The organism is Streptococcus infantis, from assembly GCF_015546995.1.
GTDB classification, from domain to species: Bacteria; Bacillota; Bacilli; order Lactobacillales; family Streptococcaceae; genus Streptococcus; species Streptococcus infantis_J.
In genome coordinates, this window is sequence record NZ_JADMUH010000014.1 from 1 (window position 1) to 22,790 (window position 22,790).

Genomic DNA, 22,790 nt, shown 5'->3' on the forward strand with positions numbered 1-22,790 from the left:
TTCTATCTTTTTTCAAAACTATTTGAAATTATTTGTTGTTTAAAATCAAACAAAAAAAATAAAAATCAAACAAAATACAACAAAAAACATTGACAACGGTTTCATATAGTGTTATACTTGTATCATAAAAGTTAAATATGAAGGGAGAAGGTCATGGGATTAGATCATTTCTTCAGCAAAGACTTAGTTTTTTGTCTAGAAGCAGATAATCAAGAGCAACTATTTGATCAAGTTGCAACCCTATTGGAAGAAAAGAAAGTTGTTACGGATACCTATCGATCGGCATTGATTGAACGTGAAAAAATGTTTCCAACCGGTTTAGATATGGAATTTCTAGGGAAGGACTTGCCAAATGTAGCAATCCCTCACACTGATACGATTCATAATTTAACTGAAAACGTTGTTGTGGTTCGCTTAGCGAAACCAGTAACATTCCACAACATGATTGCTCCTGACAAGGAAGTAGAAGTATCGTTACTCTTCTTTATCATCAATAATTCAAGTTCGAGTCAAACTAATATTCTTGCTCAATTGATGGACTTCTTTACAGGTAATGGTCATCTAGAAGCACTTTCTAAGATTACAGAACCAGAAGCTTTGTTCCAGTATATCTCAGAAGCAACTGCTTAAATTCATAAATAAATAGTAAATATAAAACGGAGGAAATCCAAATGATTAAAATTCTTGCTGCATGTGGTGCAGGTGTTAACTCAAGCCACCAAATTAAAAGCGCTCTAGAAGAAGAGCTATCTAGCCGTGGATACGACGTACAGTGTGACGCAGTTATGGTTAAAGATGTCAACGAAGACTTGATTAAAGGTTATGATATCTTCACACCAATTGCTGCAACAGACTTAGGTTTTGACCCTGGTATCCCAGTAGTAGAAGCTGGACCAATCTTGTTCCGTATTCCAGCAATGAGCGCTCCAGTTTATGACAATATTGAAGCAGCAATCAAAGAACACGGATTAAGTTAATTATTATTTTGTAATTTTCCATAAAAATAAAGGGAGGAAAAATTATGGATTTCATTATCAATCTAGCCAACGATATTTTTAAACCTATCTTGGCTATGGGTGGCCCAATCATCATGCTGATCATTTTGACAGTATTGGCCTTGCTTTTCGGAGTTAAATTCTCCAAAGCACTTGAAGGTGGTATCAAACTTGCCATCGCACTTACTGGTATCGGTGCTATCATCGGAATGCTTAATGGAGCTTTCTCAGCTTCACTTGCAAAATTCGTTGAAAATACTGGTATTCAATTGAACATCACCGACGTTGGTTGGGCACCACTTGCAACAATCACTTGGGGATCTGCTTGGACACTTTACTTCTTGCTCATCATGTTGATTGTCAACGTTGTGATGCTTGCAATAAAGAAAACTGATACACTTGACGTTGATATCTTCGATATCTGGCACTTGTCTATCACTGGTCTTTTGATTAAATGGTACGCTGACAACAATGGAGTTAGCCAAGGAGTTTCACTCTTCATCGCGACTGCAGCAGTTGTTCTTGTTGGGGTTCTTAAAATTATCAACTCTGACTTGATGAAACCAACATTTGATGACCTTCTTAACGCACCAAGTTCATCACCAATGACTTCAACTCACATGAACTACATGATGAACCCAGTTATCATGGTTTTGGATAAGATTTTTGATAAATTCTTCCCAGGTCTTGATAAATACGACTTTGACGCTGCTAAATTGAACAAACGAATCGGTTTCTGGGGATCTAAATTCTTCATCGGTTTCATCCTCGGTATCGTTATCGGTTTGATGGGAACTCCACATCCAGTCGCTGGTGTAGAAGATGCATCTTCATGGGAACTTGTTATTAAAGGTTGGTTGTCACTCGGTTTGACTGCCGGTGTCTGCTTGGAGCTCTTCTCATTGATCGGTTCATGGTTCATCGCAGCCGTAGAACCACTTTCACAAGGTATTACAAACGTTGCTACTAAACGTCTTCAAGGACGTAAATTCAACATCGGTCTTGACTGGCCATTTATCGCTGGTCGTGCTGAAATCTGGGCTTGTGCGAACGTACTTGCTCCAATCATGTTGGTAGAAGCAGTGCTTCTTTCAAAAGTCGGAAATGGTATCTTGCCACTTGCTGGTATCATCGCAATGGGTGTGACTCCAGCTCTCTTGGTAGTTACTCGTGGTAAATTACTCCGTATGATTATCTTCGGAACTCTCTTGTTGCCACTCTTCCTTCTTTCAGGTACACTTATCGCACCATTCGCAACAGAACTTGCTAAAGGTGTAGGTGCCTTCCCAGAAGGTGTAAGCCAAACTCAACTCATTACTCACTCAACACTTGAAGGACCAATCGAAAAACTTCTTGGTTGGACAATTGGTAACGCTACTACAGGTGATATCAAAGCAATCCTTGGTGCTGTAGTATTCCTTGCTTTCTATATCGGTATCTTTGCTTGGTACAGAAAACAAATGATCAAACGTAACGAAGAATACGCAGCAAACGCAAAATAATTTGCTCCTAAAAATGTAAATTGTAAAAACTAGGTTGTCAGTTTCCACTATGGAGCAGCAGCCTAGTTTTTTTAGAAAATTGGAGGTAAGACTTATGATTGTATTAAAATCAGATCAATTATGTGTTGAGTTTCAAACACTTGGAGGAGCGCTTTCTTCCATAAAGGACAAGGAAGGCGTAGAGTATTTGTGGCAGGGGGATCCAACTTATTGGAGTGGGCAAGCACCCGTATTATTCCCAATATGTGGTTCAGTAAGAAATGATACGGTCCTTTATGATAAGGAAGATGGTAGTCAAAAAGAAGGAAAAATTCCTCGACATGGCTTAGTACGAAAAAAAGAATTTACATTAGTAGAACAAACAGATAATTCTGTTACATTCGCTATCGAAGACGATGAAGAAATGTATGCAAATTACCCTTATCATTTTCGTTTAGAAATCACTTATACAGTGACTGGGAAAACCATACGTACTCAGTATAAAATCTATAATAAAGAATCAGAAAAGAGTATGCCATATTTTATCGGTGGGCATCCTGGTTTTAACTGTCCCTTACTAGATGACGAGGTATATGAAGATTACTATCTTGAATTTGAAAAGCCAGAAACATGTACAGTTCCAAAACCTTTCCCAGAAACAGGAATGTTAGATTTCAAAGATAGAAGTTCCTGGTTAAATAATCAAAAAGAATTAGATTTAAATTTTGATTTCTTTAGTTTCGATGCTGTGACATTAGATGAGTTGGAATCTCGAACAGTAGCTTTGCGTTCAAGAAAACATGATAAAGGTTTGAAACTAGATTTTAAAGAGTTTCCATATTTAATCGTATGGTCAACTCTTAATAAAGGGTCTTTTATTGCCTTGGAACCATGGTCAGGTTTGTCTACTTCAATAGAAGAAGGAGATAGACTGGAAGATAAGAAAGATGTTAAGATTATAAAACCTAGTGATTTTGATCAGGTTGGATTTGATATCGAGATTTTATAAAAAAATAAACAAAAACAAACATAAATTGTTGACTTTTCCAACTAATAGTAGTATATTATGTTTATAAAGAACAATTTGTGTTTATTTTAACAAGATTACTGTTCTGGCTTTTCTCTGAAGAAAGCTTATTAAGAAACGAATAAGATATTTGTTCTTAATTTAAATTATTGTCAACAAAACTACTAGTAACTATTTGAGAAAGGTCTCTTTTAGGCTAGAATCAAAAAGTTTTACTGGTCTATTATAAAAAAGGAGTATACAATATGGCTATTGTTATTGGTGCAGATGCTGCAGGTTTAAGATTGAAAGAAGTTGTAAAAGACTTCTTGGAAAAAGAAAACTTCCACGTAGTGGATGTTACAGCAGAAGGTCAAGACTTTGTTGATGTAACTCTAGCAGTTGCGGAAGAAGTCAAGAAAGAAGAACAAAACCTTGGTATCGTCATTGATGCTTATGGTGCAGGTCCGTTTATGGTTGCTACTAAAATCAAAGGAATGGTTGCTGCAGAAGTTTCTGATGAACGTTCAGCTTATATGACTCGCGGTCACAACAACTCACGTATGATTACGATGGGTGCTCAACTTGTTGGTGATGAATTAGCTAAAAATATTGCTAAAGGCTTTGTGAATGGTAAATACGACGGTGGTCGTCACCAAATCAGGGTCGACATGTTGAACAAAATGTGCTAATACTCTTCAAAAATCAAGATAATCTGTCGTCAGCTCACTTTAGCTAACCTCAGTTATGCTCGCAGCTCGCTTCCTAAGCTAATCTTGATTTTTCTTGAGTAAGATAAATGATATTAGATTTATACAATTAATCGGAGGGAATAACTAATGAGAATTGCAATCGGATGTGACCACATCGTAACAAATGAAAAAATGGCTGTTTCAGAATTTTTGAAATCAAAAGGACATGAAGTTATCGACTTTGGTACTTATGACCATGCTCGTACCCACTACCCTATCTTTGGTAAAAAAGTTGGTGAAGCAGTAGTTAGTGGACAAGCTGATCTTGGTGTATGTATCTGTGGTACTGGTGTAGGTATTAATAATGCTGTTAATAAAGTTCCTGGTGTTCGTTCAGCATTAGTTCGTGATATGACAACAGCTCTTTATGCTAAAGAACAATTGAATGCCAACGTAATCGGATTTGGTGGTAAAATCACTGGTGAATTGCTCATGTGTGATATCATTGAAGCTTTCATCAACGCTGAATACAAACCATCAGAAGAAAACAAAAAATTGATCGCTAAAATCCAACACGTTGAAACTCATAACGACCATCAAACGGATGCCAACTTCTTTACAGAATTCCTTGAAAAATGGGATCGTGGTGAATACCACGACTAAGAGGTGACTTATGATTTTAACAGTCACAATGAACCCATCCATTGATATTTCCTATCCTTTGGATGAATTAAAAATTGACACTGTCAACCGTGTTGTAGATGTAACTAAGACGGCTGGTGGTAAAGGTCTTAACGTTACTCGTGTCCTATCAGAATTTGGTGACTCCGTAGTCGCAACAGGACTTGTCGGTGGTAAACTGGGTGATTTTTTAGTAGAAAATATTGATGATAAAGTAAGCAAACGTTTCTTCTCTATTCAAGGTGAAACCCGTAACTGTATCGCAATTCTACATGGAGAAAGCCAAACAGAAATCCTAGAAAAAGGTCCTGAAGTTCAAGAAAAAGAAGGTCAAGATTTCTTGGCTCATTTCAAAGAACTTTTAGAGACTGTAGAGGTAGTGGCCATTTCAGGTAGTCTACCTGCAGGACTTCCAGTTGATTACTATGCTAGTCTGGTTGAACTTGCTAACCAAGCTGGTAAACCTGTTGTCTTGGATTGTTCAGGAGCTTCACTTCAGGCGGTTCTTGAATCTCCACATAAGCCAACAGTTATCAAACCAAATAATGAAGAATTATCTCAACTTTTGGGAAGAGAAATTACTAAAGACTTGGATGAATTAAAAGAAGTTCTTCAAGAACCACTATTTGATGGAATCGAGTGGATTATCGTTTCCTTAGGCGCTAATGGTGCCTTTGCCAAACACGGTAACACTTTCTACAAAGTAGATATTCCAAGAATTCAAGTAGTAAATCCAGTCGGTTCTGGAGATTCTACAGTGGCAGGTATTGCTTCAGGTCTTTTCCATAAAGAAACGGATCAAGAATTACTGACTAAGGCTAATGTCCTTGGTATGCTAAATGCTCAAGAAAAAATGACCGGTCATGTCAATATGGCTAACTATCAAGGTCTCTATGACCAATTAATTGTAAAAGAGGTATAAAATGGTTTTAACAGAAAATAAACGCGCTTGTATGCAAAAACTCTCTGATGAGAATGGTATCATCTCAGCTCTGGCCTTTGACCAACGTGGTGCTTTGAAACGCCTCATGGCTCAATACCAAACAGAAGAGCCAACAGTTGCTCAAATGGAAGAACTTAAAGTATTGGTAGCAGATGAATTGACTAAATATGCTTCATCTATGCTACTTGACCCTGAGTACGGACTTCCAGCTACAAAAGCTCTTGATCCAAATGCTGGTCTTCTCCTTGCTTATGAGAAAACAGGATACGATACAACAAGTACAAAACGCTTGCCAGACTGCTTGGATGTTTGGTCTGCAAAACGTATCAAGGAACAAGGTGCAGATGCTGTTAAGTTCTTGCTTTACTATGACGTAGATAGTTCTGACGAACTTAACCAACAAAAACAAGCCTACATTGAACGTATTGGTTCTGAGTGTGTAGCTGAGGACATTCCATTCTTCCTTGAAATCTTGGCTTACGATGAAAAGATTGCGGACGCTGGTTCTGCCGAATACGCTAAAGTAAAACCACGCAAGGTTATCGGTGCTATGAAGGTCTTCTCAGACCCTCGCTTTAACATTGATGTTTTGAAAGTGGAAGTTCCAGTTAACGTGAAATACGTTGAAGGATTTGGCGATGGCGAAATCGTTCACACACGTGAAGAAGCTGCAGACTTCTTTAAAGCTCAAGACGAAGCTACTAACTTGCCATACATCTACTTGAGTGCAGGTGTATCAGCTAAGCTCTTCCAAGAAACTCTTGTATTTGCCCACGAATCAGGTGCAAACTTCAATGGTGTTCTTTGTGGACGTGCAACATGGGCTGGATCAGTTGAAGCTTATATCAAAGACGGTGAAGCAGCAGCTCGCGAATGGCTTCGTACGACTGGTTTTGAGAACATCGATGAACTCAACAAAGTTCTTAAAACAACAGCAACTTCATGGACCGAACGTGTGTAAATCCGAGTAAAAAATATAATAAAAAAAGTCTCACCATTGGTGAGACTTTTTAAGATGTAGACTTAATAATTTTAGTTTGTTTGGACAAAGTTTTTAGGGTTTCTTGGCTAAGTTTTGAATCTGAAATTATCGTATCAATATCAGCGATATTATAGAAAGTATAAAAATCAAACTTATTAAATTTACTGTGGTCAGCAAGAAGAATCTTTTTATTAGCATTATTTAATGCTAGCTTTTGGACTTCACCTTCATCTTCGCTAAAAGTAGCGATAGCATGATCTTTTATACCATTGCAACTAACAAAAGCTTTAGAGTATTGAAGACTTTCGATATCTTGGAGCGTTAAGGTTCCGACAAAGGCACCGGTGATTTCTCGATAATTTCCGCCAATCAAAATTAAATCAGTCAGTTTTCGTTCATTCAAGATAATGAAAACAGGAAGGCTATTTGTTACCACACGAATATTATCTATCGGAAGTTCACGCGCAAAGAACTCAAGAGTAGTACCTGGACCGATAAAAATCGTTTCTCTTTCTTCGACTAAATGACCAGCAAATTTTGCGATTTCTTGTTTTTCAGCAATCTGAAGACCTTGTTTTTCGACATTCGAGCGTTCATTTGCTAATAGAGAACCAGAACGAAGTTTTTCAGCGCCTCCATGTACTCGAACAAGTAGATCTTTGTCAGCTAACTCTTGCAGATAACGTCGAGCAGTCATATCAGAAATATCTAAACGATTCATTATTTCTTTGACTGTGATGGTTCCTCTTGTATTGACAATCTCTAAAATCACATCTAGTTTTTCTTGTTTTAGCATTGAATCACCCCCCATATCCAATATCATTTTATCATATTTTAAACATCTAAGCAACTTAAACAAAACAAAAATAAACAAAAACAAAAAACATCTGTGTTTGTTTTTAACTCAGATGTTTTTATATTTTTTAATTAGTCTAATCCGTAGTTATAATCATCGTCCTGCATAGCTTCAACTTCACCAAGTAGATAACCATTACCAACTTGAGAGAAGAAGTCGTGGTTGGATGTACCAGTTGAAATCCCGTTCATAACAATTGGGTTTACATCGTCAGCTGAGTCAGGGAAGAGAGGATCTTGTCCTAGATTCATAAGAGCTTTATTGGCGTTGTAGCGAAGGAAAGTTTTAACCTCTTCAGTCCAACCAACACCATCATATAAACTCTCTGTATAACCTTCCTCATTTTCATAAAGAGTGTAGAGGAGGTCGTACATCCAGTCCTTTAACTTTTCTTGCTCTTCTTCTGGTAATTCGTTGAAACCAAGTTGGAATTTATAACCAATGTATGTTCCGTGAACAGATTCGTCACGAATAATAAGTTTGATGATTTCAGCAACGTTTGCCAATTTGTTATTTCCAAGATAGTAGAGTGGTGTAAAGAAACCAGAATAGAAGAGGAAGGTTTCAAGGAATACACTGGCTACTTTCTTTTCAAGAGGAGTACCATTGAGGTAAATTTCATTGATGATTTGTGCTTTTTTCTGAAGATATGGGTTTGTATCAGTCCATTCAAAGATTTCTTCAATCTCAGTCTTGGTATTCAAGGTTGAGAAAATAGAAGAATAAGATTTAGCGTGGACAGATTCCATGAATTGGATGTTGTTAAACACAGCCTCTTCGTGAGGAGTACGAATATCAGCGCGAAGGGCATTTACCCCTGTTTCAGACTGCATGGTATCCAAAAGTGTTAAACCGCCAAAGACTTTTCCTACCAAGTCTTTTTCTTGATTTGATAACTTTCTCCAGTCATCTAAGTCATTTGACAAAGGGATACGTGTATCTAACCAAAATTGTTCGGTTAGTTTTTCCCAAGTTGATTTATCAATGACATCTTCAATGGCATTCCAGTTAATGGCTTTGTAGTAAGTTTCCATTACAAATCTCTTTCTTTTGATTTTTTTAAAATAGTGATGAATGTTCTAGCCTTGTGTGATTGGGCTACCTCACAAAAAGTCGGAGTACCGACTTTTTGATGTTACCTTATCTTTGTAATCAAGATTTTAGTGAGATTTTAAATCACACAGCTTTCACATTGGTTAGCACCAACTTCACCGCCGTCATCTGTGTAGGTACGAACGTAGTAGATAGACTTGATTCCTTTGTTAAAGGCGTAGTTACGAAGGATAGAAAGGTCACGTGTTGTTTGTTTGTTCTCTTTCTTCCATTCATAAAGACCTGTTGGGATATCACTACGCATGAAGAGAGTGAGTGAAAGCCCTTGGTCTACGTGCTCAGTTGCAGCAGCATAAACATCAATTACTTTACGCATATCCATGTCATAGGCAGAAGTGTAGTAAGGAATTGTTTCAGTTGACAATCCTGCAGCAGGATAGTAAATCTTACCAATTTTCTTCTCTTGTCGTTCTTCAATACGTTGCGTGATTGGGTGGATAGAAGCAGAAACATCGTTGATATAACTGATTGATCCATTTGGTGCGACAGCTAAACGGTTTTGGTGGTAAAGACCGTCTGCTTTAACTTTATCACGAAGTTCAGCCCAGTCAGCTGCAGACGGGATAAAGATACCTTCAAAGAGTTCTTTGACACGATCAGATTTTGGAACAAACTCGCCTGTTACATACTTGTCGAAGTAGCTTCCGTTTGCGTAGTCTGATTTTTCAAAGTTGTGGAAGGTAACACCTCGTTCACGTGCGATGTTGTTTGATTCAACGAGAGTCCAGTAGTTCATGAGCATAAAGTAAATGCTGGTGAACTCAATAGACTCAGGTGATCCATATTCGATCAGTTGTTGGGCAAGGTAGCTGTGAAGTCCCATAGCACCAAGTCCGAATGTGTGAGCTTGGCTATTTCCATGGTCGATAGTAGGAACAGCTACAATGTGAGAACTATCAGTAACGAAGGTCAAAGCACGTACCATAGCTCGGATTGAGCGACCAAAATCAGGTGAAGTCATCATGTTGACCACGTTGGTTGAACCAAGGTTACATGAAACGTCAGTACCCATTTTAATGAATTCTTGTGCGTCATTAATCAAGCTTGGTTCTTGAACTTGAAGAATCTCAGAACACAAGTTACTCATAATGATTTTTCCATCAACTGGATTTGCGCGGTTAGCCGTATCGATATTGACAACATATGGATAGCCAGATTCTTGTTGCAATTTAGAGATTTCTGTTTCCAAATCACGCGCCTTTATTTTTATCTTGCGGATGTTTGGATTTGCAACCAATTCATCGTATTTTTCAGTGATATCAATATAGTTGAAAGGTACGCCATACTCTTTTTCAACAGAATAAGGACTGAAGAGATACATTTCTTCGTTTTTACGTGCTAATTCGTAGAATTTATCTGGTACCACAACACCAAGTGATAAAGTCTTCACACGAACTTTTTCATCGGCATTTTCTTTCTTAGTTGAAAGGAAGGCGATAATGTCTGGGTGGAAGACGTTGAGGTAAACAACCCCAGCACCTTGACGTTGACCAAGTTGGTTAGAGTAAGAAAAGCTATCTTCGAAAAGCTTCATAACTGGTACGACACCAGAAGCAGCCCCTTCATACCCTTTGATAGGTGCTCCAGCTTCACGAAGGTTGCTGAGGGAAATTCCGACACCACCACCGATACGTGAAAGTTGAAGAGCTGAGTTGATAGAACGTCCAATAGAGTTCATATCATCTGTTACCTGAATCAAGAAACAGGATACCAATTCACCACGACGTGCACGGCCTGCATTCAAGAAAGAAGGTGTAGCTGGCTGGTAACGCTGGTGGATGATTTCATTGGCAATATCAATTGCGATAGCTTCGTCACCATCAGCAAAGTAAAGAGCGTTAAAGAAGACACGGTCTTCCATGCTCTCAAGATAGTACTCTCCGTCATTAGTTTTCAAGGCATATTGATTGTAAAACTTGTATGCTGCCATGAAAGACTTGAATTGGAAGTTTTGATCCTTAATAAATTGGTAAAGCTCTTCTAAGAATTCTGGACGATATTTCTTGATAAACGCTGTTTCGATATAGTCTTGTTTAATAAGGTAATCGATTTTATCAGTGATAGAATCAAAAACCATAGAATTTGGCACAACATTTTCTTTAAAGAAAGCGTCCAAGGCTTCTTTATCTTTGTGGAGCATGATTTGTCCATTAACAGGACGGTTGATTTCATTATTTAGACGGAAGTAAGTTACGTCCTCAAGTTGTTTTAATCCCATAAAATTTCCTTTAATTCATTACAAAAGAAAGGCTTCTAAGATTGACATAGAAGCTTTTAATCCTGATACTTAAGCAAGTTCTTTAAGTTTTGCTGGTTGGAAACCAGAGAAAACTTCAGTTGGTGTTTGAATGATAGGAGCAGCATTGAAGCCTAGCTCTTTAACTTGTTCAATAAATTCAGGTTGTTCATCAAGATTGATTTCGCGATATGCGATTTTGTTACTATCTAAGAATCGTTTGGTCATTTTACATTGAACACAATTGTTTTTAGAATAAACGGTTACCATTCTGTAACTCCTCTTTCAAAATTTAATTACTTCTTAAGTATATCAGAAAAAAAATCTTTGTCAACGAAGAAAAACTAAATATTGTAGATTTTTTTTAGATGAGAGTTATCTGAACACAATATATAGTGATTGCAAAAAATAAAACCCATAAATAACAGCGTTTTCTAAATGTTAAAATTATAAAAAACTACATGATGTATTTTGATACATAAAATAGAAGATTTTCAGCAAGTTATCTGAAAGGAAAAAGAAGAAATCCCATAAAATACTTGAAAAAAATCCTAGAAGGTGATATAATACCAAATTGTAAGGGTTATCAGATATAACTCAAAAAGAAAACATTTAAAGGAGAGTCAAATTATGGCTTCTAAAGATTTCCACGTAGTGGCAGAAACAGGTATTCACGCACGTCCAGCAACATTGTTGGTACAAACAGCTAGCAAATTTGCTTCAGATATCACTCTTGAATACAAAGGTAAATCAGTAAACCTTAAATCTATCATGGGTGTTATGAGCCTTGGTGTTGGTCAAGGTGCTGACGTTACAATCACTGCTGAAGGTGCAGACGCTGATGACGCTATCGCTGCTATCTCAGAAACAATGGAAAAAGAAGGATTGGCATAAGAATATGACAGAAATGCTTAAAGGAATCGCAGCATCTGATGGTGTTGCAGTTGCTAAAGCATATCTACTCGTTCAACCGGATTTATCGTTCGAGACTGTTACAGTCGAAGATACAAATGCAGAAGAGGCTCGTTTGGATGTTGCTCTTGAAGCTTCTCAAAACGAGCTTTCTCTTATTCGCGAGAAAGCTGTAGGTACGCTTGGTGAAGAAGCGGCGCAAGTATTTGACGCTCACTTGATGGTTCTTGCTGACCCTGAATTGATTGGTCAGATTAAAGAAACTATTCGTGCAAAAAAAGTAAATGCAGAAGCAGGTCTTAAAGAAGTAACAGACATGTTTATTACTATCTTTGAGGGAATGGAAGACAATCCATACATGCAAGAACGTGCAGCGGATATTCGCGACGTTACCAAACGTGTTTTGGCAAATCTTCTTGGTAAGAAATTACCAAACCCAGCTTCTATTAATGAAGAAGTAATTGTCATTGCACACGACTTGACTCCATCTGATACTGCTCAATTGGACAAAAACTTTGTAAAAGCTTTTGTAACGAACATTGGTGGACGTACAAGCCACTCAGCTATCATGGCTCGTACACTTGAAATTGCTGCTGTTTTGGGTACAAACAACATTACTGACCTTGTAAAAGATGGTGATGTTCTGGCAGTTTCAGGTATTTCAGGTGAAGTTGTTATTAATCCAACTGAAGAACAAATTGCTGAGTTTAAAGCAGCTGGTGAAGCTTACGCTCAACAAAAAGCTGAATGGGCTCTTTTGAAAGATGCTAAAACAGTTACTGCTGATGGTAAACACTTTGAGTTGGCTGCGAACATCGGTACACCTAAAGACGTTGAAGGTGTGAACGAAAACGGTGCGGAAGCAGTTGGTCTCTACCGTACTGAATTCTTGTACATGGATTCTCAAGACTTCCCAACTGAAGACGATCAATACGAAGCTTACAAAGCAGTTCTTGAAGGTATGAACGGTAAACCTGTTGTTGTTCGTACAATGGATATCGGTGGGGATAAAGAACTTCCTTACTTTGATCTTCCTAAAGAAATGAACCCATTCTTGGGTTACCGTGCTTTGCGTATCTCAATCTCTGAAACTGGTAACCAAATGTTCCGTACACAATTGCGTGCATTGCTTCGTGCATCTGTTCACGGTAAATTGCGTATCATGTTCCCAATGGTTGCTTTATTGAAAGAGTTCCGTACTGCTAAAGCTATTCTTGAAGAAGAAAAAGCGAAATTGGTTGCTGAAGGTGTTGCAGTTGCAGATGATATCCAAGTAGGTATCATGATTGAAATTCCTGCTGCAGCTATGCTTGCTGATCAATTTGCTAAAGAAGTTGATTTCTTCTCAATTGGTACAAACGACTTGATCCAATACACAATGGCTGCTGACCGTATGAACGAACAAGTTTCATATCTTTACCAACCATACAATCCATCAATCCTTCGCTTGATTAACAATGTTATCAAAGCAGCTCATGCTGAAGGTAAATGGGCTGGTATGTGTGGCGAAATGGCAGGTGACCAAACTGCGGTTCCACTCCTTGTTGGAATGGGCTTGGATGAGTTCTCGATGTCAGCTACATCAGTACTTCGTACACGTAGCTTGATGAAGAAACTCGACACAGCTAAGATGCAAGAATACGCTAACCGTGCTCTTACTGAATGTTCAACAATGGAAGAAGTTCTTGAACTTTCTAAAGAATACGTTAACTTAGATTAAAAACATTAAAACCTTGTAAGATAAAACTACAAGGTTTTTTTGTACGCTAATTTAAAAAGTCCACCTGTAAAATTTTCTAAAAATATGGTAAAATAGACAAAGGAAAAATACGGAGGCAACTATGCAAAATAGACCAATCATTATCGGAGTAACAGGGGGATCTGGGGGAGGGAAAACCAGCGTTTCTAAAGCAATCTTATCGCATTTCCCCAATGAAAAAATTGCCATGATTGAGCATGATTCCTATTATAAAGATCAATCTCATTTAACCTTTGAGGAGCGTATCAAAACCAACTATGACCATCCTTTTGCTTTTGATACTGATTTAATGATTGCGCAAATTAAAGAATTATTGGCAGGACGTCCTGTTGATATTCCTACCTATGATTATGCTGCCCATACAAGAAGTTCGAAGACTTATCGCCAAGAACCTCAAGATGTTTTTATCGTAGAAGGAATATTGGTTTTGGAAGACAAACGACTTCGTGATTTGATGGATATTAAGATTTTCGTAGATACTGATGATGATGTTCGTATCATCCGTCGTATTAAACGCGATATGGAAGAACGTGGTCGTAGTTTGGATAGCGTTATTGATCAGTATCTTGGTGTAGTAAAACCCATGTATCATCAATTTATCGAGCCGACAAAGCGTTATGCAGATATCGTTATTCCAGAAGGAGTGACAAATACAGTAGCAATTGATTTGTTGACAACAAAGATTGAAAAGATTTTAGAAGAAGCCCGTTTAGCCCAGTAATAGAAATAAAAAAACTGTATCTCTTGATACAGTTTTTATTGTTTAATCTTTTCAAGTCTCGGAACGATGACGAGAGTTAAAACAGCCGAGATAATTAACTCTGCTATCGAATTTGTTGATATTACAGATGCGAGTAGCAGTTGGATGTCTCCGTTATAAACATTTCCAAAGAGGAAGAAGATACCACCTAAGACAAATACGGTATTTGTTAAAGAACCAAGGGCACCTGCGAAGATTAGCCCAGCTTTTCCTTTTAGTAGTTTATAGACGAAATAGGGTGTTAAACCGATTAAGACACGAGGAACAATTGCAATGACAATTGAATAAAAATTACCGTTTGGTACAAATGGTGAGAAGAGATAGCTTGTTGGTAGGATTGTGATCGTATTGACCGTCAAGCTAAGCATTCCCATCAAAAAACCTAAGGTCGCGCCAATTCTTGGTCCGTATATAATACTTGCAATAATTACCGGAATGTGAACGATGGTTGGTTTGATTGGAAATGGAAGTACATTAAATAAAATCGAGCTCAGTAAATGAATTACAATCATAATGGCAAAAAAGATAGCAATTGGAGCAATATTAGAGCGTTTGTTCATGAAGTTTATCCTTTATTTCTTGTAAAATACTTTCAAGATCAGCGAGAGCGCCACGACCGATATCGCCGCATGCGAGTAGCGAATCTTTGGGAGAAATAATTGTATAACCATAATCTTCTAAAGTTTTAAGATTAGCTTGGGTAGCAGGATGGTCATACATCTTTGTGTTCATAGCTGGAGCCAATAGTTTAGGTACAAAGTGTGGCAAAGCAAGAGCAGTAGCAGTCACCATATTGTCAGCAAAACCGTGAGCTAATTTAGCGATTGTATTGGCTGTTGCTGGTACCACGATAAATAAATCTGTTTCTTTTCCTATTTGAATGTGATTCACTTGGTCTGGAAAAGGTTCCTGCATGACATCGAGATGTACTGTATTTTGTGATAGTACTTGTAGAGTTAAAGGTTGAATAAATGCTGTTGCAGCCTGGGTCATAAGAACAGTTACTGAATGCCCCTGTTTTTTCAAAGAACTAACTAGGTCAACTGTCTTGTATGCGGCGATAGATCCTGTAATAGCAAGTGTAATACGGGCCATAATATTCCTTTCTTTTACTCATAAGTCTGGATTTTCTTGAGAAGTAAATCCGCAATTTCGTGTTTACTAGTAGCGGTTTGGAAAGAATTTTTTTCAACTAAGTAAGCCTTATGTTGGTCGCTACTAATCTGAGTAAGGTCGTTTGCGACAATTAAATCAGCTTGGTTCTTTTCAAGACTTTCCCGAGCAACTTGAATCAGATGTTCCTGACTGACATCAACCAGTAATTTAAATCCTATCAGGTGAATCTTAGGATTCCATTCTTTGACCAGAGAAATAATCTTAGGATTTTTCTTAAGAAAAAGAATCTGAGCATCTTCCTTTGAAGAAATTTTGGTCTCAGTATTATGCTTAGTTAGAAATTCCGATAAATCTTGACTAGCTTGAACCTCATCTATATTTGTCATGTAGACCGGGGTATAGTCAGATACAGCCATAGAATGAATTAAAACTTGGTAATCTTTAACAAGATTTCGCATCTCCTCAAGTAAATCCAAAGTATTCTTAATTTCTATAATTTTAAGATTTGGATGACTAGCTGGTTTAATTGCATGAGAAGTTGTAATCAAGCAAACTTCATGACCTGCTTTTATTAAAGCTTCTGTTATAACCAAGCCAAGACGACCTGTAGAGTGATTAGTGATAGAGCGAACACGGTCTATAGCCTCACTAGTACCACCAGAAGTTACTAAAATTTTCATAGCATCATTTTACACAAAAAATATTTGCATGTCAAAGAAAGCGGTTCAGTATTTGATTCAATTCCTATAGTTTATCTTTATAAACACATATAAAAAATAAATAAGAATGAATTTAAACTAGAAAACTAAAGAAAAATACGAACATTAAAAAACTACTTGGATGAAATAAATCTTGTTTTGTGTTATAATGATTTCAAACATTAAAGGGCAGAGGAACTTCCTATGAAAACAGATATTGAAATTGCACAGAGTATTGAATTGAAACCGATTGTTGATGTTGTCGAGAAACTTGGTATTTCTTATGATGATTTGGAGTTGTATGGGAAGTACAAGGCTAAACTAAGCTTTGATAAAATTCGTGAAGTTGAAACCAATCCAGTTGGTAAGTTGATTCTTGTCACAGCTATCAACCCAACGCCAGCTGGTGAAGGAAAGTCAACCATTACCATTGGTCTTGCTGATGCTTTGAACAAGATTGGTAAGAAAACTATGATTGCCATTCGCGAACCTTCACTTGGCCCTGTTATGGGTATTAAAGGTGGAGCTGCTGGGGGTGGTTATGCCCAAGTGTTGCCAATGGAAGACATCAACCTTCACTTTACTGGTGATATGCACGCAATCACAACTGCCAACAATGCTCTTTCTGCCTTGATTGACAATCACTTACACCAAGGAAATGAGCTAGGAATCGACCAACGTCGTATTCTCTGGAAACGTGTTGTTGACTTGAATGATCGTGCGCTTCGTCACGTAACTGTTGGTCTTGGTGGTCCACTTAATGGTATTCCACGTGAAGATGGTTTTGATATCACAGTTGCTTCAGAGATCATGGCTATCCTTTGTTTGGCAACTGATATTGAAGATTTGAAACGTCGTTTGGCTAATATCGTCATCGGCTACCGTTATGACCGCACACCAGTTTCAGTTGGTGATTTACAGGTTGAGGGTGCCTTGGCATTGATTTTGAAAGATGCTATTAAACCCAACTTGGTTCAAACAATTTATGGTACACCTGCATTCGTACACGGTGGGCCATTTGCCAATATTGCCCATGGTTGTAACTCTGTATTGGCGACAAAAACAGCTCTTCGTTTAGCTGATTACACAGTAACTGAGGCTGGTTTTGGTGCAGACCTTGGTGCAGAGAAGTTCCTGGATATCAAGACTCCAAACTTGCCAACAGCTCCAAGTGCAGTAGTCATTGTAGCGACTCTTCGTGCCCTTAAAATGAATGGTGGAGTTGCTAAAGATGCTCTGACAGAGGAAAATGTAGAAGCAGTACGTGCTGGATTTGCAAACTTGAAACGCCACGTTGAGAATATCCGTAAGTTCGGTATTCCAGCGGTTGTTGCTATCAATGAATTTGTTTCTGATACAGAAGCTGAAATCGCGGCCTTGAAAGAACTTTGTGCCTCAATCGATGTACCAGTTGAATTAGCTAGCGTATGGGCTGATGGAGCTGAAGGAGGAGTTGCTCTAGCTGAAACTCTCGTAAAAACAATAGACGAAAACCCAGCAAACTACACACGTCTCTATGACAACGACCTTTCTGTTCAAGAAAAAATCGAAAAGATTGTGACTGAAATTTACCGTGGTAGCAAGGTTAACTTTGAGAAGAAAGCTCAAACCCAAATTGCACAAATCGTACAAAATGGTTGGGATAAACTGCCAATCTGTATGGCTAAGACTCAGTACAGTTTCTCAGATAATCCAAATGCACTTGGAGCACCTGAAAACTTTGAAATTACCATTCGTGAATTGGTACCAAAACTTGGTGCAGGCTTCATCGTTGCCTTAACTGGTGATGTCATGACTATGCCTGGACTTCCAAAACGTCCTGCCGCTCTCAACATGGATGTTGAAAGCGATGGAACTGTTCTTGGATTATTCTAATTCAAACACAAAAGACAACCTCTTAGATAAGGTTGTCTTTTTAACTACAAAAAAACTCCTAGAAATCATCTAGGAGTTTAGTTTTTATTTCATAGTTGGGAAAAGAAGTACATCACGGATAGTAGTAGTATCAGTGAGTAGCATGCAGAGACGGTCGATACCGATTCCCAAACCACCTGTTGGTGGCATACCATATTCAAGGGCTTCGATGTAGTCGTAGTCAATGCCTGTCGCTTCATCGTCACCAAGTTCTTTGGCTTTGGCTTGAGCTTCAAAACGACTAAGCTGGTCGATTGGGTCGTTCAACTCAGTAAAGGCATTCCCGTATTCTTTAGTCATGATGAAGAGTTCAAAACGGTCGGTGAAACGTTCATCTTCAGGATTTTTCTTAGCAAGTGGTGATACAGCAACTGGGTGACCATAGACAAAGGTTGGTTGAATTAAAGTTTCTTCTACAAACTCTTCAAAGAAAGCATTGATGATATGACCAACTTCTGTGTAGTGTTTTTCAACTGGAACTTTTTTCTCAGCTGCGATAGCTTTAGCTTCTTCGAAAGTCATATCTTTCCAGAAATCAACCCCTGTGATTTCCTTAATGGCATCCACCATGTGTACACGTTTAAATGGTTCGTTAAGTTTTATCTCAGTTCCTTGATAGATAACTGGAGCGTCGCCTTTAACAGCTTTTGCAACGTGTTGAATAATACCTTCAGTCAAGTCCATGATATCTTGGAAGTCTGCATAAGCTTGGTAAACCTCGATAGAAGTGAACTCAGGATTGTGTGTAGCGTCCATTCCTTCGTTACGGAAGATACGACCGATCTCATAAACACGTTCCATACCACCAACGATAAGTCGTTTCAAGTGAAGCTCAGTCGCGATACGAAGTACCATATCAATATTCTGTGCATTGTGGTGAGTGATAAACGGACGAGCAGCAGCACCACCAGCTTCATTGTGAAGAACAGGTGTTTCAACTTCTAGGAAACCTTTTTGATCAAGATAACGACGAATTTCAGAGATGATTTTTGAGCGAGTAACAAAGCGTTCAAAGCTTTCACGGTTTGAAATCAAATCAAGGTAACGTTTACGGTAAATAGTTTCAACGTCTGTTAAACCGTGGAATTTTTCTGGAAGCGGACGAAGGGCTTTAGACAAGTGAGTGATGTGAGTAGCCTTAATAGAGAGTTCTCCCATATCGGTACGCATGACTTCACCTTCGACACCAAGGAAGTCTCCGAGGTCAGCTTTTTTGAAGATTTCGTAGTTTTCTTCACCAACTTCATCATTACGAACGTAGATTTGGATTTGACCTTCACGGTCTTGAAGGTGAGCAAAACCAACTTTCCCTTTTCCACGTTTAGTCACCAAGCGTCCAGCGATAGTGGCAGTTTCATTTAGTTCGTGTAGTTGTTCTTTATCTAGCTCAGCAAATTTATCTTTTAGTTCTTGAGAGTTGGCAGTACGTTCAAAACGTTTACCGAAAGGATCAATTCCTTGTTCACGGAGCGCAGCCATTTTTTCACGGCGAACGATCTGCTGGTCATTCAATTCTTCCATATGTTCTGTTGACATGTGTTCCTCCTAATGAAATTCAAATTTTGAAATAATAAATCAATTTTTCACGGTACTCCCATTTTATCATAAAAAGCTAAGAAATTCACGGATATTCTATAAAAACTAAAAAGAACTTGACGTAATAGATCAAGTTCAATTATTTTTTTGATAAGAGGTATCGTTCCAAGTCTTAAGAGTAAATTTTTCAAAGTCGTCAGTCTCTAAAATTGTTAGACTTGCATTAGCCAAACCTCCGTCTTTACGAAGCAGAGCTTCCTGATAGCCTATAAGCGTTCGAAGACTAGCAGTAAGGTTCGCTCCATGACCGACTAGTAATAGGTGCTCTGCCTTAGAATTTTTTAAGGATCTGATAAATTGGATGGTGCGATGAGTTGTAGTGTAGAGTGATTCAGCTTCAAACATGCGAGTATCAAACTTAGCTAAGTTTGTTTTAAAAGCTTGAATTTGCTGAGGGTAGATAGCATTTAAAGTCGCAATTTTTAGACCTTCCAGTTTACCCAGATGCCATTCTCTGAGTTCGGGAACACTTTCTAAGGGACATGGATTTGTCAGCTGACTTTGGATAATTTCAGCTGATTTTACCGCTCTTGGTAAATCACTCGAATAGATCTTGTCAAAAGGGATATCTTTAAGATACCGACCCAGGTCTTTTAAAGTTTCAATAGATTCAGGGAGAAGTGGTGAATCTCCGCCAGCCCCTTGAAAGCGACCTTCTAGATTCCAGACTGTTCGACCGTGACGGACAAAGTAAAGTTTCATGAATTACTTTCCTCCAAGATATCTACAAATCTAGCTTTTACAAAGTTTGCCAGATCTTTAGGTGCGATGATGATACTGTGTCCAACCTCGCCAGCAGAGACAATCATTTTTTCCAATTCTAAAGCTGTTTCATCAATAAAAATAGGGTAGTTGTGTTTTTGACGGATACCTACAGGGTTATTAGCCCCATGGATATATCCAGTCGTTTTTTCTAAATCCTTTTGAGGAATCATGGCCACTTTTTTATTTCCAGAAATCTTTGCTAATTTCTTTTCAGAAAGGTGTTCGGTGATAGGGACAATTCCTATTACCGGACCAGTTTTATCACCCAATAATGCTAAGGTCTTAAAGATATGATTTCTATTATAACCAGAAGGAAGTTCTCCTTCTAAAGCATTGATTTGAATCCCTTGGTGTTCAACACCTGCCTTAGCTAATATTTGCTCGACTAAGGTCTTCTTTACTTTAGTTTTTTTTGCCATTATTTGTACTTATCCTCCAATTGACTCATCCAGATCCCTAACCAAATGCCAAGGGCGAAGAAGAAGGCGATGATGACATAGGAAACAAGAGATAAGCCACTATAGCTGATGCTCTCAGCATTACCAGCGTTTGGAATCAAAATCAGGAGAGTACTTGAAAGGACGATCCCAATGATAAAGTGATAGACACGAGAGTGGTAGACACGAAGAGCATAATCCATCAATTTTGAAAAAATAATAAGAGTGGCAGCAGCCCCAATTCCTATTGGAAGGAAGGTACCAAATAAATCAAAAGTTTTAAATCCAGTTAACATTGGGGTATAAAGACCTAAAATCAAGAGAAGATTTGAGGGGCTTAATCCAGGAACCAAGATACCTAGAGCGAGCAGAGCACCAGCTAGGATAAAACTTGTGAAACTTGCGCTGAGTGAACCAACAACAAAGTTTAAAGCGTAAAGACCAATTCCAGAAACGATAAAGGTAACCCAAAACCAAATCAGATCGACTTTGTCTCTTTCAGAATCTTGAGTAGCTTCCTTTACAAGACTTGGGACTGTACCAATAATAGCACCCGCAAAACTCCATAAAACATAAACCTGATAATGCTCAAGGAGGTACTCAATTGGATAAGAAAATAGCCCAATACCTAGTAACATTCCAATAGCAACAGGTAAGAAATAAAGGATATCTTCTTTAAGGTTTTTAAATGGATGGGCAAGAAAACGAATCATTCTCTCATAGATACCCAAAATAGCTGCCAAGACTCCACCAGAAATACCAGGCAAGATAAATCCTAGCGCAATAACAATTCCTTTAATCATTTTTGAAATCCAAGATAACATAAACTCTCTCCATATTTATTCTCTAAAATTCTCTTCTTGTATTATATCACAAAGTAAGAGAAATAAAAAAGCAAGCAGAAGTAATATCTGGCTTGCTGAATGAAATTAAGGTTTTAAGAATAATTTTCTAAACGTCTCTTCCTTATCTTTTGACAAAGAAATAAGATTTAGGTCTAGATAGTGTTCAAATCCAACCAGTTTACCCTTTGAGGTGTATTGATGAAGATCAAAGTCAAGGTCTGTATTTGGTGAACTTTCAAAGTAGCCTGAGTCAAGTCCGTAGGAAGGAATCCAAATAGCTGAAAACTTATCTGTGCTGATGCTATGCTCCTCCATGAAGTAAACTCCGATGTAAATACCGATGTTTTTAGCACCTAGAGATTCTAGTTTAGCACGGAAAGCTTCAACCCCTTTATTCATGTCTGACATGGTTTTTTCTTCGACATCTAACCAATAGTAACTTGGATTGTATGGGGAAGCTGAATTGTAGAATGCTTCAGCAGCCTTTTCCATTTCCTCTACACTTTTTCCAGATACATAGGCATATACAGCAACTGGAACATTTCTCTTTTGAAACTCAGCGATATGACTTTTATAAGCTTTATCTGTTCCATTCGTATAAGATGCATCGTTCTCAGTAGTAATCTGGTTTCCTCCGTGGACTCGAACAATAGCACCAGAGATATTTTTAGATAAAATATCATAGTTAATCTCTGACGGTCTTTGCCAACCAGAGATATCGATGATAGGCTTATCCAAGTTATGTAGAGCTTGTGTTTCTATTTGAACTGGATTTTGTTTGGTTTTTACAGGATGTTCTTCGAATCGTGGACGATTGAGAATCAAGAGTCCTATAAAAGCAGCAAATATAATAACTATAAAAGCTGGACGAATTTTTTTTCTCATACTCCTATAGTTTATCGTAATTTGTGGAAAAAATCAAAAAATTTACTCAAAATAGGACAGTGGCAGTAATTTGAGTGGCCTTGTCTTCAACAAATTTGTGTAAGATGAACTAAAATAT

Annotated in this window: 24 protein-coding genes; 12 read left to right on the plus strand and 12 right to left on the minus strand. The window is 38.0% G+C overall.

Translation table 11 applies throughout. The features are described 5' to 3' along the window. Positions 1-153: 153 nt before the first annotated feature. The 8 genes from I1J71_RS05885 to lacD all read left to right on the plus strand — a co-directional run bounded on the left by I1J71_RS05885 (position 154) and on the right by lacD (position 6,759). The gene (locus tag I1J71_RS05885; RefSeq protein ID WP_006148588.1) at positions 154-630 is read left to right on the plus strand and encodes a PTS sugar transporter subunit IIA; all 477 of its coding nucleotides are present in this window, start codon (positions 154-156) and stop codon (positions 628-630) included. A 41-nt stretch (positions 631-671) separates the two neighbouring features. After that, positions 672-977, plus strand: a complete 306-nt coding sequence (locus I1J71_RS05890; protein WP_006151856.1) for a PTS sugar transporter subunit IIB — start codon at positions 672-674, stop codon at positions 975-977. 44 nt (positions 978-1,021) lie between these two features. After that, positions 1,022-2,497, plus strand: coding sequence for a PTS galactitol transporter subunit IIC (locus I1J71_RS05895; RefSeq protein ID WP_195184078.1), 1,476 nt, complete (start codon positions 1,022-1,024; stop codon positions 2,495-2,497). 94 nt (positions 2,498-2,591) lie between these two features. After that, a complete protein-coding gene (locus tag I1J71_RS05900; protein WP_195184079.1) occupies positions 2,592-3,485 on the plus strand; it encodes an aldose 1-epimerase family protein in 894 nt (297 codons plus the stop codon). A 263-nt stretch (positions 3,486-3,748) separates the two neighbouring features. Further along, positions 3,749-4,174 carry a galactose-6-phosphate isomerase subunit LacA gene (lacA, locus tag I1J71_RS05905; RefSeq protein WP_006148584.1) on the plus strand — a complete coding sequence of 142 codons (426 nt, stop codon included), beginning with the start codon at positions 3,749-3,751 and terminating at the stop codon, positions 4,172-4,174. A gap of 147 nt (positions 4,175-4,321) precedes the next feature. Continuing rightward, a complete protein-coding gene (gene lacB, locus I1J71_RS05910; protein WP_001216925.1) occupies positions 4,322-4,837 on the plus strand; it encodes a galactose-6-phosphate isomerase subunit LacB in 516 nt (171 codons plus the stop codon). Between the two features lie 10 nt (positions 4,838-4,847). Next, positions 4,848-5,777, plus strand: coding sequence for a tagatose-6-phosphate kinase (locus tag I1J71_RS05915; RefSeq protein WP_195184080.1), 930 nt, complete (start codon positions 4,848-4,850; stop codon positions 5,775-5,777). A 1-nt stretch (position 5,778) separates the two neighbouring features. Beyond that, on the plus strand, positions 5,779-6,759 hold the full coding sequence (gene lacD, locus I1J71_RS05920) for a tagatose-bisphosphate aldolase (protein ID WP_006148581.1): 981 nt from the start codon (positions 5,779-5,781) through the stop codon (positions 6,757-6,759). Positions 6,760-6,808: 49 nt separating this feature from the next. Here the strand turns inward: lacD and I1J71_RS05925 are convergent, their stop codons facing one another. The 4 genes from I1J71_RS05925 to nrdH all read right to left on the minus strand — a co-directional run bounded on the left by I1J71_RS05925 (position 6,809) and on the right by nrdH (position 11,255). Next, positions 6,809-7,576, minus strand: a complete 768-nt coding sequence (locus I1J71_RS05925; RefSeq protein WP_195184081.1) for a DeoR/GlpR family DNA-binding transcription regulator — start codon at positions 7,574-7,576, stop codon at positions 6,809-6,811. A gap of 131 nt (positions 7,577-7,707) precedes the next feature. Further along, complete coding sequence (gene nrdF / locus I1J71_RS05930; protein WP_006148574.1) at positions 7,708-8,670, minus strand: class 1b ribonucleoside-diphosphate reductase subunit beta; 963 nt, start codon at positions 8,668-8,670, stop codon at positions 7,708-7,710. A gap of 137 nt (positions 8,671-8,807) precedes the next feature. After that, a complete protein-coding gene (nrdE, locus tag I1J71_RS05935; protein WP_195184082.1) occupies positions 8,808-10,967 on the minus strand; it encodes a class 1b ribonucleoside-diphosphate reductase subunit alpha in 2,160 nt (719 codons plus the stop codon). Between the two features lie 69 nt (positions 10,968-11,036). Continuing rightward, positions 11,037-11,255, minus strand: coding sequence for a glutaredoxin-like protein NrdH (gene nrdH, locus I1J71_RS05940; protein ID WP_036757515.1), 219 nt, complete (start codon positions 11,253-11,255; stop codon positions 11,037-11,039). Between the two features lie 360 nt (positions 11,256-11,615). Between nrdH and I1J71_RS05945 the strand changes: the two genes are divergently transcribed. The 3 genes from I1J71_RS05945 to udk all read left to right on the plus strand — a co-directional run bounded on the left by I1J71_RS05945 (position 11,616) and on the right by udk (position 14,377). After that, a complete protein-coding gene (locus I1J71_RS05945; protein ID WP_000146952.1) occupies positions 11,616-11,879 on the plus strand; it encodes a phosphocarrier protein HPr in 264 nt (87 codons plus the stop codon). A gap of 4 nt (positions 11,880-11,883) precedes the next feature. Next, complete coding sequence (ptsP, locus tag I1J71_RS05950; protein WP_195184106.1) at positions 11,884-13,617, plus strand: phosphoenolpyruvate--protein phosphotransferase; 1,734 nt, start codon at positions 11,884-11,886, stop codon at positions 13,615-13,617. A gap of 121 nt (positions 13,618-13,738) precedes the next feature. Continuing rightward, complete coding sequence (udk, locus tag I1J71_RS05955; protein ID WP_004253618.1) at positions 13,739-14,377, plus strand: uridine kinase; 639 nt, start codon at positions 13,739-13,741, stop codon at positions 14,375-14,377. 35 nt (positions 14,378-14,412) lie between these two features. Here the strand turns inward: udk and I1J71_RS05960 are convergent, their stop codons facing one another. From I1J71_RS05960 to I1J71_RS05970, 3 genes are read right to left on the minus strand one after another with little or no spacing between them, the layout of a single operon-like run. Next, entirely contained in the window at positions 14,413-14,976 is a 564-nt protein-coding gene (locus I1J71_RS05960; RefSeq protein WP_195184083.1) for an ECF transporter S component, read from the minus strand. Beyond that, positions 14,960-15,511: a phosphopantothenoylcysteine decarboxylase gene (coaC, locus tag I1J71_RS05965; RefSeq protein WP_195184084.1), complete on the minus strand. Its 552-nt coding sequence runs from the start codon at positions 15,509-15,511 to the stop codon at positions 14,960-14,962. Before coaC ends, I1J71_RS05960 begins: the two co-directional genes overlap by 17 nt. Positions 15,512-15,525: 14 nt before the next feature. Beyond that, positions 15,526-16,212 carry a phosphopantothenate--cysteine ligase gene (locus tag I1J71_RS05970; protein WP_195184085.1) on the minus strand — a complete coding sequence of 229 codons (687 nt, stop codon included), beginning with the start codon at positions 16,210-16,212 and terminating at the stop codon, positions 15,526-15,528. A 222-nt stretch (positions 16,213-16,434) separates the two neighbouring features. Between I1J71_RS05970 and I1J71_RS05975 the strand changes: the two genes are divergently transcribed. Beyond that, complete coding sequence (locus I1J71_RS05975; RefSeq protein WP_004253627.1) at positions 16,435-18,105, plus strand: formate--tetrahydrofolate ligase; 1,671 nt, start codon at positions 16,435-16,437, stop codon at positions 18,103-18,105. A gap of 84 nt (positions 18,106-18,189) precedes the next feature. Here I1J71_RS05975 and lysS read toward each other — a convergent pair whose 3' ends face one another. The 5 genes from lysS to I1J71_RS06000 all read right to left on the minus strand — a co-directional run bounded on the left by lysS (position 18,190) and on the right by I1J71_RS06000 (position 22,672). Further along, a complete protein-coding gene (gene lysS / locus I1J71_RS05980) occupies positions 18,190-19,680 on the minus strand; it encodes a lysine--tRNA ligase (protein WP_195184086.1) in 1,491 nt (496 codons plus the stop codon). Positions 19,681-19,815: 135 nt separating this feature from the next. Further along, complete coding sequence (locus I1J71_RS05985; RefSeq protein ID WP_195184087.1) at positions 19,816-20,442, minus strand: histidine phosphatase family protein; 627 nt, start codon at positions 20,440-20,442, stop codon at positions 19,816-19,818. After that, positions 20,439-20,924 (minus strand): aminoacyl-tRNA deacylase, encoded by a 486-nt coding sequence (locus I1J71_RS05990; RefSeq protein ID WP_195184088.1) that lies wholly within the window; start codon positions 20,922-20,924, stop codon positions 20,439-20,441. Before I1J71_RS05990 ends, I1J71_RS05985 begins: the two co-directional genes overlap by 4 nt. Further along, positions 20,924-21,766, minus strand: coding sequence for a DUF368 domain-containing protein (locus I1J71_RS05995; protein ID WP_195184089.1), 843 nt, complete (start codon positions 21,764-21,766; stop codon positions 20,924-20,926). Before I1J71_RS05995 ends, I1J71_RS05990 begins: the two co-directional genes overlap by 1 nt. A 105-nt stretch (positions 21,767-21,871) precedes the next feature. After that, a complete protein-coding gene (locus I1J71_RS06000) occupies positions 21,872-22,672 on the minus strand; it encodes a glycoside hydrolase family 25 protein (RefSeq protein WP_195184090.1) in 801 nt (266 codons plus the stop codon). Between the last annotated feature and the right edge of the window lie 118 nt (positions 22,673-22,790).

Excerpts from the sequence above, each read along its gene's own strand:
- lysS (WP_195184086.1), bottom strand. The coding sequence starts at position 19,680 with ATGTCAACAGAACATATGGAAGAATTGAATGACCAGCAGATCGTTCGC.
- udk (WP_004253618.1), top strand. The coding sequence starts at position 13,739 with ATGCAAAATAGACCAATCATTATCGGAGTAACAGGGGGATCTGGGGGA.
- I1J71_RS05975 (WP_004253627.1), top strand. The coding sequence starts at position 16,435 with ATGAAAACAGATATTGAAATTGCACAGAGTATTGAATTGAAACCGATT.
- I1J71_RS06000 (WP_195184090.1), bottom strand. The coding sequence starts at position 22,672 with ATGAGAAAAAAAATTCGTCCAGCTTTTATAGTTATTATATTTGCTGCT.
- lacB (WP_001216925.1), top strand. The coding sequence starts at position 4,322 with ATGAGAATTGCAATCGGATGTGACCACATCGTAACAAATGAAAAAATG.
- lacD (WP_006148581.1), top strand. The coding sequence starts at position 5,779 with ATGGTTTTAACAGAAAATAAACGCGCTTGTATGCAAAAACTCTCTGAT.
- nrdE (WP_195184082.1), bottom strand. The coding sequence starts at position 10,967 with ATGGGATTAAAACAACTTGAGGACGTAACTTACTTCCGTCTAAATAAT.
- I1J71_RS05915 (WP_195184080.1), top strand. The coding sequence starts at position 4,848 with ATGATTTTAACAGTCACAATGAACCCATCCATTGATATTTCCTATCCT.
- I1J71_RS05945 (WP_000146952.1), top strand. The coding sequence starts at position 11,616 with ATGGCTTCTAAAGATTTCCACGTAGTGGCAGAAACAGGTATTCACGCA.
- ptsP (WP_195184106.1), top strand. The coding sequence starts at position 11,884 with ATGACAGAAATGCTTAAAGGAATCGCAGCATCTGATGGTGTTGCAGTT.
- I1J71_RS05960 (WP_195184083.1), bottom strand. The coding sequence starts at position 14,976 with ATGAACAAACGCTCTAATATTGCTCCAATTGCTATCTTTTTTGCCATT.
- nrdF (WP_006148574.1), bottom strand. The coding sequence starts at position 8,670 with ATGGAAACTTACTACAAAGCCATTAACTGGAATGCCATTGAAGATGTC.
- I1J71_RS05890 (WP_006151856.1), top strand. The coding sequence starts at position 672 with ATGATTAAAATTCTTGCTGCATGTGGTGCAGGTGTTAACTCAAGCCAC.
- coaC (WP_195184084.1), bottom strand. The coding sequence starts at position 15,511 with ATGGCCCGTATTACACTTGCTATTACAGGATCTATCGCCGCATACAAG.
- nrdH (WP_036757515.1), bottom strand. The coding sequence starts at position 11,255 with ATGGTAACCGTTTATTCTAAAAACAATTGTGTTCAATGTAAAATGACC.
- I1J71_RS05990 (WP_195184088.1), bottom strand. The coding sequence starts at position 20,924 with ATGGCAAAAAAAACTAAAGTAAAGAAGACCTTAGTCGAGCAAATATTA.
- I1J71_RS05885 (WP_006148588.1), top strand. The coding sequence starts at position 154 with ATGGGATTAGATCATTTCTTCAGCAAAGACTTAGTTTTTTGTCTAGAA.
- I1J71_RS05895 (WP_195184078.1), top strand. The coding sequence starts at position 1,022 with ATGGATTTCATTATCAATCTAGCCAACGATATTTTTAAACCTATCTTG.
- I1J71_RS05970 (WP_195184085.1), bottom strand. The coding sequence starts at position 16,212 with ATGAAAATTTTAGTAACTTCTGGTGGTACTAGTGAGGCTATAGACCGT.
- I1J71_RS05985 (WP_195184087.1), bottom strand. The coding sequence starts at position 20,442 with ATGAAACTTTACTTTGTCCGTCACGGTCGAACAGTCTGGAATCTAGAA.
- I1J71_RS05925 (WP_195184081.1), bottom strand. The coding sequence starts at position 7,576 with ATGCTAAAACAAGAAAAACTAGATGTGATTTTAGAGATTGTCAATACA.
- I1J71_RS05995 (WP_195184089.1), bottom strand. The coding sequence starts at position 21,766 with ATGTTATCTTGGATTTCAAAAATGATTAAAGGAATTGTTATTGCGCTA.
- I1J71_RS05900 (WP_195184079.1), top strand. The coding sequence starts at position 2,592 with ATGATTGTATTAAAATCAGATCAATTATGTGTTGAGTTTCAAACACTT.
- lacA (WP_006148584.1), top strand. The coding sequence starts at position 3,749 with ATGGCTATTGTTATTGGTGCAGATGCTGCAGGTTTAAGATTGAAAGAA.